This window comes from Arsenicicoccus cauae (assembly GCF_009707125.1).
Taxonomy (GTDB): domain Bacteria; phylum Actinomycetota; class Actinomycetes; order Actinomycetales; family Dermatophilaceae; genus Arsenicicoccus; species Arsenicicoccus cauae.
The window spans coordinates 123,175-132,370 of record NZ_WLVL01000007.1 but is presented as its reverse complement, the minus strand read 5'-3'; the positions used below and the strand labels follow the sequence as shown (position 1 = coordinate 132,370).

8 protein-coding genes are annotated in these 9,196 nt (G+C 70.9%); 4 read left to right on the top strand and 4 right to left on the bottom strand.

All coding sequences use genetic code 11. From position 1 onward, the window contains the following. Positions 1 to 123: 123 nt before the first annotated feature. The 3 genes from GGG17_RS02690 to GGG17_RS02680 are packed head-to-tail and all read right to left on the bottom strand — an operon-like array spanning position 124 to position 3,338. Positions 124 to 1,089 carry a carbamate kinase gene (locus tag GGG17_RS02690; RefSeq protein WP_288798655.1) on the bottom strand — a complete coding sequence of 322 codons (966 nt, stop codon included), beginning with the start codon at positions 1,087 to 1,089 and terminating at the stop codon, positions 124 to 126. 3 nt (positions 1,090 to 1,092) lie between these two features. Beyond that, complete coding sequence (gene argF / locus GGG17_RS02685; protein WP_154592248.1) at positions 1,093 to 2,094, bottom strand: ornithine carbamoyltransferase; 1,002 nt, start codon at positions 2,092 to 2,094, stop codon at positions 1,093 to 1,095. After that, positions 2,094 to 3,338 carry an arginine deiminase gene (locus tag GGG17_RS02680; protein WP_154592247.1) on the bottom strand — a complete coding sequence of 415 codons (1,245 nt, stop codon included), beginning with the start codon at positions 3,336 to 3,338 and terminating at the stop codon, positions 2,094 to 2,096. Before GGG17_RS02680 ends, argF begins: the two co-directional genes overlap by 1 nt. Before the next feature lie 346 nt (positions 3,339 to 3,684). Here GGG17_RS02680 and GGG17_RS02675 point away from each other — a divergent pair, with 346 nt between their 5' ends. From GGG17_RS02675 to GGG17_RS17305, 4 genes are all read left to right on the top strand, one after another. Beyond that, the gene (locus GGG17_RS02675; protein ID WP_154592246.1) at positions 3,685 to 5,238 is read left to right on the top strand and encodes a peptide MFS transporter; all 1,554 of its coding nucleotides are present in this window, start codon (positions 3,685 to 3,687) and stop codon (positions 5,236 to 5,238) included. Positions 5,239 to 5,279: 41 nt separating this feature from the next. Continuing rightward, positions 5,280 to 6,047 carry a CPBP family intramembrane glutamic endopeptidase gene (locus GGG17_RS02670; RefSeq protein ID WP_154592245.1) on the top strand — a complete coding sequence of 256 codons (768 nt, stop codon included), beginning with the start codon at positions 5,280 to 5,282 and terminating at the stop codon, positions 6,045 to 6,047. Between the two features lie 177 nt (positions 6,048 to 6,224). After that, positions 6,225 to 6,818: a substrate-binding domain-containing protein gene (locus tag GGG17_RS17310; RefSeq protein ID WP_154592244.1), complete on the top strand. Its 594-nt coding sequence runs from the start codon at positions 6,225 to 6,227 to the stop codon at positions 6,816 to 6,818. 66 nt (positions 6,819 to 6,884) lie between these two features. Then, positions 6,885 to 8,027 carry a vWA domain-containing protein gene (locus GGG17_RS17305; RefSeq protein WP_375804496.1) on the top strand — a complete coding sequence of 381 codons (1,143 nt, stop codon included), beginning with the start codon at positions 6,885 to 6,887 and terminating at the stop codon, positions 8,025 to 8,027. A 173-nt stretch (positions 8,028 to 8,200) separates the two neighbouring features. Here GGG17_RS17305 and GGG17_RS02655 read toward each other — a convergent pair whose 3' ends face one another. Next, positions 8,201 to 9,181, bottom strand: coding sequence for a DUF2382 domain-containing protein (locus GGG17_RS02655; protein ID WP_154592242.1), 981 nt, complete (start codon positions 9,179 to 9,181; stop codon positions 8,201 to 8,203). Positions 9,182 to 9,196: the final 15 nt, after the last annotated feature.

The window sequence follows — 9,196 nt, the reverse complement described above, 5'->3', positions numbered from 1 at the left end:
CCCTCGTCTGGTGAGTGCAAACGAGCCCCGCAGCGGATCGACCGACAGATCCTGTTAAAGACCCTCAGTCAGTCAGACGCTGAGTCAGGACGACCGCTGCGGGGCTCACTCACATCATCACTGTCAGATGTCGACGGTGAGCTCGTGGCGGGGGTTGAGGTCGTCGGGGCCGCCGTAGTTGCCGCCGGGCGTCACGATCGTGCCCGCCTCGCCCTCGATCATGGCGGCCACGTCCTGCAGCCGGCCGATCCCGGCGAGGTCTCCGGTGAGCTCGACGAAGCGGCATACGGCCTCGACCTTGGGGCCCATCGACCCCGCCGGCAGGTCCATCGCCCGCAGCATCCCCGGCGTCGCCCGCGTGATCGGCCGCTCCTCGTCCGTCCCGAAGCCCTCGATCACGTTGGGGACGTCGGTGAGGATGAACAGCGCGTCCGCCTCGAGCGCCTCGGCGAGCCGGCCCGCCGTGAGGTCCTTGTCGACGACCGCCTCGACGCCCTTGAGCTTGCCCTTCTCGTCCCGGATCACCGGTATGCCGCCACCGCCCGCACAGACCACGACCGCACCGGACGACAGCAGCAGCCGGACGATCCGGGTCTCGACGATGCGCTGCGGCGTCGGGGAGGCCACCACGCGGCGCCACCCCTTGGTGTCCTGCTTGACGGTCCAGCCGCGCTCCTCCGCCTTGGACCGTGCCTCGGCCTCCGAGTAGGTCTCGCCGACGAACTTCGTCGGGTCGGCGAACGCCGGGTCGTGCGCCATCACCAGGGTCTGGTTGACCATCGCGGCGACCTGTCGGCCGGGCAGGGCGTTCTGCAGGGACTGCAGCAGCCAGTAGCCGATCATCCCCTGCGTCTGCGCACCCAGCGTGTCGAAGGGGTAGGGCTCCGACAGGGCCGGGTCGTTGGCCGACTCCAGCGCCAGCACTCCCACCTGCGGGCCGTTGCCGTGGGTGATCACCAGCTCGTGCTCCTCCGCCAGCGGCGCGAGGGCGCGGGCCGCCGCCTTGGCGCGCTCGAGCTGGGTCGAGGCGTCGGGCTTCTCGCCCCGCTCGAGCAGGGCATTGCCGCCGAGGGCGACGACGATGCGCACGGGTCAGTCCCCCAGCGTGGCGACCATGACCGCCTTGATCGTGTGCATGCGGTTCTCCGCCTGGTCGAAGACGATCGACGCCTCGGACTCGAAGACCTCGTCGGTGACCTCGAGGGCCTCCATGCCGGTGGCCTGGAAGATGTCCTCCCCCACCTTGGTGGCCCGGTCGTGAAAGGCCGGCAGGCAGTGCATGAACTTGACCTGCGGGTTGCCTGTCGCCTCCATCGTGGCCTTGTTGACCTGGTAGTCCTTGAGCAGCGCGATCCGCTCGTCCCAGACCTCCTTGGGCTCACCCATCGACACCCACACGTCGGTGTAGAGGAAGTCCGCGCCGCGCACCCCCGCCTCGACGTCGTCGGTGATCGTGATGCGGGCACCGGTCTGCTCCGCGATCCCGCGCGCCAGGGCGACGACCTCCTCGGTGTTCTGCAGCGACGTCGGCGCGACCATGCGCACGTCCATCCCGGCCATGGCGCCGGACACCAGCAGCGAGTTGCCGACGTTGTTGCGCGCGTCGCCGAGGTAGGCGAAGGCGATCTGCGACAGCGGCTTGTCCGAGTGCTCCGTCATCGTGAGCTGGTCGGCGAGCATCTGGGTGGGGTGCCACTCGTCGGTCAGGCCGTTCCACACCGGGACGCCCGCGAACTCCCCGAGCGTCTCGACGAGCGACTGCGCGAAGCCGCGGTACTCGATGCCGTCATACATGCGCCCCAGCACCCGCGCGGTGTCCTTCATCGACTCCTTGTGCCCGATCTGCGAGCCCGTGGGCTCGAGGTAGGTCACCCCCGCGCCCTGGTCGTACGCCGCGACCTCGAAGGCGCAGCGCGTCCGGGTCGAGGTCTTCTCGAAGATCAGCGCGATGTTCTTGCCCCGCAGCCGCGGCTGCTCGGTCCCGGCGTACTTCGCGGCCTTGAGGTCCGCGGACAGCTTCAGCAGGTGCTTCCACTCCGCGGGGGTGAAGTCCACCTCCTTGAGGAAGTTGCGGTGGCGCAGGGTGAACGACATCAGATGTCCTCTCGCTCGATGGGGCAGCTCATGCAGCGCGGGCCGCCACGGCCCCGGCCCAGCTCGCTCCCCTTGATGGTGACCACCTCGACACCGTTGTCGCGCAGGTGGTCGTTGCTCGTGGTGTTTCGCTCGTAGGCGATCACCACGCCGGGCCGGACGGTGAGCACGTTGCAGCCGTCGTCCCACTGCTCCCGCTCCGCCGCCGCCAGGTCCTGGTCGGCGGTCAGGGTGCGGATGTCGTCCAGGCCGATCGCCCCCGCGATCGCCCTGTGCATGTCCTCGGGTGCGTGGGACCGGACCCGCAGCCGGCCGGGTTCGTCCCCCGGGGTCAGGGTGTATGCCGGGAGCATCCCCAGCCCGGCGTACTTCGTGAAGGTGTGCTCGTCGACCATCGACATGACGGTGTCGAGATGCATCATCGCGCGTCCCTGCGGCATGGCGATCGCGACGACGCTGGTGGCGGCTTGCGCTTTGAACAGCTGCTGCGCCAGCCGCTCCACCGCCTGGGGGGTCGTGCGCTCCGACATACCGACGAGGACCCCGCCGCGCCCCAGCACGTGCACGTCGCCGCCCTCCATCGAGGCCAGACCGGTGCCGAGACCGTCCGACCAGCGGGTCAGCGAGTGGTCGCCGCCGGACAGCTCCGGGTGCCAGTGGTAGATCGCCTCGTAGTGGAGGGACTCGCGCACGCGCGCCGTCATCCTCATCGAGTTGATCGAGACCCCGCCGTAGACCCAGCAGGTGGTGTCGCGGGTGAACAGGTGGTTGGGCAGGGGCGCCAGCACGAACTGGTCGCGCCCCATGGAGTGCAGGACGAGCGAGGCGGGCTCGTGCGGCATACGGCCCAGCATCTCCTCCTTGGTGATGCCGCCGATGAGGACCGACGCCAGCTCGCGCGAGTCCATCCCCGACAGGACGGCGAGCATCGGGTCGATCGCCTGTGGGCCGAAGACCTCGTCGTCGAGGAGGTGGTCGAACAGGAACTGCCGCGCCGCCGGGTGCTCGAGGGTCTCGGTGAGCACCTCCTGGAGGTAGAGCACCTCGACGTCCAGGTCGCGCAGGGCCTGGGCGAACTCGTCGTGCTCCTTCTGCGCCTCCTCGAACCACGGCAGGTCGTCGAAGAGCAGGGCCTCCTTGTTGCTCGGCGTCAGGCGCGACAGCTCCCGGTCGGGGCGGTGCAGCAGCACCCGTCGGAGCTGTCCGACCTCCGAGCCGACGTAGGCTCTGCGCTCGCTCGTCATCTCAGGTCCCTCGCTCGCTGGTTCTGGGTGGAGCGCCCCCCGAGTCGAAGGCTTCCCCGCCGATGTCCGCCCCTATCAAAGCGCAGAGCGGCCCCGGGGCCTACACCGGGGAGGGGCCGATCTGGCCTGGTCAGGCCGGTCGTGAGTGTTCATGCTCGGCCCCGCCGAGCCCCCCACGGTAGGCCGCAGATAGGTATGCGCCGCAGCGAGTCTCGCCTGATGAAGCAGCCCCCGAGGTTCGGGGACGCCCGGAGGGGCATACGGTGGATACCGTGCCCCACCCCATCGGCACCCTGGCCCCCGACGGCGTGGGCCACCACGACCTATGAGAGAGAAGGCCAGACCGATGGCCACGATCGGCAAGACCACCCCCGCACCCGCCAGACCCTCCTCCAGGGACGACCGAGGATTCGTCGGTCACCCCAAGGGCCTGGCCTGGTTGTTCCAGGTCGAGTTCTGGGAGCGCTTCTCGTACTACGGGATGAAGGCCATCCTCCTGTACTTCATCGTCGACACGGTCGCCAACGGCGGCCTGCAGATCAAGGACTCGACCGGTGAGGCGATCGTGGCGACCTACGGCGCCGCGGTCTACCTCCTCGCCATCCCCGGTGGCCTGGCCGCCGACCGGCTGCTCGGCGCCTGGAGGTCGACGCTGTACGGCGGCATCATCATCATGGTCGGCCACATCTGCCTGGCCCTGCCGACCGTGGCGACCGCCTGGCTCGGCATCTGCCTGGTCGCCATCGGCACCGGGTTCATCAAGCCCAACCTGTCCACCATGGTCGGGGAGCTCTACGACCGCGACGACCCCCGCCGCGACGGCGGGTTCCAGATCTTCTACATGTCGATCAACATCGGCGCCTTCCTGTCCCCGCTGATCGTGGGCTTCCTGCAGGGGCGCTGGGGCTACCACGTCGGCTTCTCCGCCGCGGCCGTCGGCATGGGACTGGCCATCCTGTCCTTCGTCGCGGGCAAGAAGGCCCTGCACGGCATCGGGTCGACCGTCCCCAACCCCCTGACCGGCAAGGACGGCGCCCGTGTGGCCGGGGTCTCGGTCGCCGTCGTCGTGGGCACCGCAGTCCTGTACTTCGTGTTCAACGCCCTGGAGGGCGGCGCCACGACCGCGGCCATCGTCGACACCGTCGCGGCGCTGTCCATCGTCGCGGCCGTCGGCTACTTCGTCATGATGTTCCGCAGCCCCAAGGTCGACGCGACCGAGCGGAGTCACCTCGCGGCCTACGTGCCGCTGTGGGTGGGCGGTGCGCTGTTCTTCATGATCTTCGAGCAGGCCGCGGTCAAGATGGCGAGCTTCGCCAAGGACAACACCCAGCTCCAGGTCGGCGGCTTCACCATCAACCCGTCGTGGTACCAGTCGATCAACCCCGTCGCGATCGTGGTGCTGGCTCCGATCGTCGGGTGGTTCTTCACGCGCCGCGCCGGCCGCTTCCCCCAGACGCCCGCGAAGTTCGCGCTGTCCGTCGCCCTGATCGGCCTGTCGGCCATGCTGATGGGATGGGCCTTCGGCACCTGGAGCGGGGGCTCCTCCCTGGCGCCGTTCTACTTCCTCGGCCTGGTCTTCGTGATGCAGACCGTCGCCGAGCTGTTCCTGTCCCCCGTCGGGCTGTCGGCGACCACGATGCTGGCCCCCAAGGCGTTCGCCAGCCAGGCCATGGCCCTCTGGCTGCTGACCTCGGCCGTCGGCCAGGGCGTCGCGGCGCTGCTGATCAAGGGCATGGCCGGCCTGTCCGACGCGGCCTTCTACTACACCTTGGGCGGCATGACGCTGGCCTGCGCGGTGGTGCTGTTCGCGCTCGTCCCGTGGACCCAGCGCAAGATGAAGGACGTCGAGGACATGCGCCGCGACTCGTCCGACGCGGCGCGCGCCGCGCGGGCGCACTGACGCCACCGCCTCCCGCCGCCGACGCGGCATAGGGTGCGCCCATGGGCAGGCCCATCGAGCAGCGGGAGCACCGCGACCACCTGGTCGAGGTGCTCCTGCTGCTCGGCCTGTCCCTCGGGTCGTCCGCGATCTACTCGGTCCTGCGGATCATCGAGCGCACGACCCGCCAGGTCGCGCTCAACCAGCAGACCTCGACCCTCAACCAGTCGGTCACGCCCGACCGCCCCTGGCTCGACCTCGCCTACCAGCTGACCGGGATCGCCCTCGGCCTGGTGGCCCCCGCCATGGCGGTGTTCCTCCTGCGGCACCGCCGTCCACCCGCCGACCCCCGCATCGGCTGGGACCGGCGTGAGCCGGGCCGCGACGCCGCGCACGGCGCGCTCCTCGCGGCGGTGATCGGCATACCGGGCCTGGGACTCTATGTCCTCGGCCGCCACCTCGGGATCACCACCCAGGTGGTCGCCGCGGACCTCACCTCGACCTGGTGGACGATCCCGGTGCTCGTGCTGGCGGCGGTGCAGAACTCCGTGCTCGAGGAGGTCGTCGTCGTCGCCTACCTCCTCGCGCGACTGCGCCAGGCCGGTATGCCGGACCGCCTGGCGCTCGTGCTGTCCGCCCTCCTGCGCGGGAGCTACCACCTCTACCAGGGCTTCGGGGCGTTCCTCGGCAACGCCGTGATGGGCCTGGTGCTGGGCGCCTACTACCAGCGGCGCGGCCGGGTCATGCCGCTCGTCGTCGCGCACACGCTGCTCGACGTGGTCGCCTTCGTCGGCTACACGCTCGCCAAGGGCCGTCTCGGCTGGCTCTGACCCTCTCGGCACGCTCCTGGCTCGTCGTACGCCGGTAATCGATGCAGGACTGGCGTCACATCACCCGAATGCCCTCCAATAGTTACGCTTCCGGCGCACCGCGACCTGTGCGTCACGGACGGCGTCGGGTGCAGGACCCGTCGCACGCCCGATGCCCGCAGTCCTGGGAGGTGTCCCGTGTCGCAGACCTACGGCCGTCACCGCGGCAGCTCCAGCGACCGGGTGGGCAACGTCGCCGCCGCCATCATCGCCCTCGCCGCCCTCGGCGGGGTGGGGGTCGTGGCCGTGCAGGGGCGCGCCGGCTCGGGGACCGGGGACGGTCGGGGAGCCACGGCCGGGGTGCAGGGGCCGACGGGCTCGCGGCAGGCCGAGGTCCGCACGTGCGACGACGCCACCACGCTCTATGCCTCCCCCGACCTGACCGACGCCCTCGCCCGGGTCGCCGACGACTATCGCGTCGCGCAGCGATCGGCCTGCGCCCGGGTGGCGGTGCAGCAGGCCGCGGGGCCCGCCGCACTCCCCGGGCTGCTCTCATCGGACCGGGCCGCGCTGTGGCTCGCCCGGTCCGAGGGGGACGTCGCCGCCCTCCCCAGCTCCGTGAGGCGCACCGCCCCGCAGCTGGTCGCCAGCACCCCCGTCGTCCTCGCGATGCCCTCGGCCATGGTCGACACGGGCGCCTGGGGCTGGCCCACCCGGCCGCTCACCCCCGACGCCTGGCGTTCGTGGATGCTGGGGCGGTCGACCTGGGCCCAGACCGGGCACCCCGAGTGAGCGTCCTTCTCGATCCGCATGGCGGACCCGGCGACCAGCCCCACCGCTGCCATCGGGTTCGGAGCCATGATCACCCTCGCCAACGGCGGGCCGCTCGCCAAGGCGCCGGACTACGCGGGGCCGAGCGACAAGGACCTCGCCGTGATCAAGGTCGAGCACCGCATCACCTCGCTCGCCGGCAACGACGGGGACGTGCTCCCTGACCAGGACGACACCCTCTCCGAGGTGACCTCCCGCGCCTCGGCCTATGTCACCACCGAGAGGGCCGTCGCCGCGCACAACGCCGTGGACCCGACGGTGCCGCTGGCCGCCGTCCCCCTCGCCGGCGGCGCCGCCTCCGTGCCGCTGTCGGTGCTGGGGGTGGGAGCGACCGCCGACGACGCTCCGGGCGCTGCCTCGGCGCGGGGGTTCCGGGCCTACCTCACCTCGGCGTCCGGCCTGGCCGCCCTGCGAGCGGCCGGCCTGAGGGCGCCCGACGGCGCCGCGCCCACCGATCACCCCGCCGGCGTCGCCTATGCCGCCGCGCCGCTGCGTCCCGCCGCCGTGCCGCTGCCCGTGCTGCAGCAGACCGTGCAGGCCTGGCGGGGCATGCACTCCCGCATCTCCTCGATGGTGCTCGTGGACGCCTCGGGGTCGATGAACCAGCACCTCGCCGGCGGGGCGACGAGCCGCATCGACCTGGTCCGCGGCCTCGTCGGCAACGTCTACCAGACCGCGTCGCCCCGAGCCCGCTCCGGCGTGTGGTTCTTTCACACCTCCAACGAGCTCGGGACACCCCTGGTCGAGCGGGCCACCGACCTCGCCGTCAACGAGAGCGCCGACGCCGGCCGCCAGCACAGCGACGTCGTGGTGCAGGCCATGAGCGACGTCACCATCAAGGGAGGGACACCCCTCTACCAGGCCGTCCGCGAGGCCTACGCCTACACCCTCGACGAGTACGACCCCGGCTACGTCAACCAGCTCGTGGTCCTGTCCGACGGCGCCAACCGCGACACCACCAGCCCGGACACGCTCGGCCAGCTCCTCACCTACCTCAACGAGGCCAAGGACCCCCAGCGACCCGTCAGGATCATCTGCCTGGGCTACGGCGCCGAGGCGGACATTGGGGCGTTGCAGGCCATCGCCAGCGCCACCGGTGGCCGTGCGGCCCAGGTCAACAGCCCGTCCGAGATGAAGGCGGCCGTCAACCTGGCGCTCTTCTCGCTCTGACCCCCGCCGCGCGCCTTCGCACCCGTCACGGTGACGGCACAACCTGGCCCCCAGCTCACAGATGCGGGGCCCGGCGTCGGGCATGACGCAGGCCCGGCCCCCGCGTGGGGAGCCGGGCCTTCGTCGTGGCTAACCTGTCGTCGAGCAGGGCTCGACGCGTCAGATCAGGCTGATCAGCGACCGACCTTGCCGTCGTTGTCGCGGTCCAGCTTGTCCTTGATCTTGTCGCCGAGGCCGACCTTGCCGTCGTTGTCGCGGTCGTTGCCGACCCCGTCACGCAGGCCACCCTCGCGGACGCCGCCCTCGCGCTCGACCTCGATCTCCTCCTTGCGGACGTCCTCGGTGACGCGCTGCTGCTCGGTCACCGTCTCCTTGCCCAGGGAGACCTGCTCCTTGGCCACGACGTCCTTGTCGACGACGACCTCGTCGGCCTTGAGGCGGACCTCGGCGGTCTCGTCGCCACCGATGCGGCCGCCCTCACCGTCACGGATGGGGGTGCGCTCGACGCGGACCTCCTCGTGGGTCACCGGGACCGTGACCGACTCGCGCTCGGTGCGGACGTGCTTGCGCAGGCGCACGCGGCCGGCCTCGCGCTCGCGGGTCCCGACGTGCAGCTCCTCCTCGGAGCGGGTCAGCGTGTTGTCGCCCTGGGTGCGGTCGCGGTCGGCGAGGGGACGACCGGCGGTCGCGTCGGCGTCGCCGTCAGCTCCGTGGTCGTTGCGGCCGGCAGTGGCGTCCGCGTCGCCGTCAGCGCCGTGGTCGTTGCGGCCGGCAGTGGCGTCCGCGTCGCCGTCAGCGCCGTGATCGCCGCCACGGGTGCCGGCAGCGACGTAGCCCTCGTCGTAGTCCTGGCCGTAGTAGCGGTAGAGCTCGCGCTCCTCGTCGGCGTCCAGGTGACGGTCGGCGTCCACGCGGGGGGCGTCCTTGACCTTGTCCTTGGAGAACGGGACGCGGATGGTGTCGCCATCGACCTGCGCGTCGTCGAGCGGGATGAAGGTGTTGGACGTGCCGAACAGGCCGGTGTTGACGGTCACCCAGGACGGGTTGCCGGTGCGGTCGTCGTTGTAGACGTCGCCGACCTTGCCGATCTTGTCGCCGTTGTTGTCGACGACGGTGCCGTTGAGGACCTGCTCGATGTGCTCGTTGGAGAACATGCTGGGGTTCCGCCT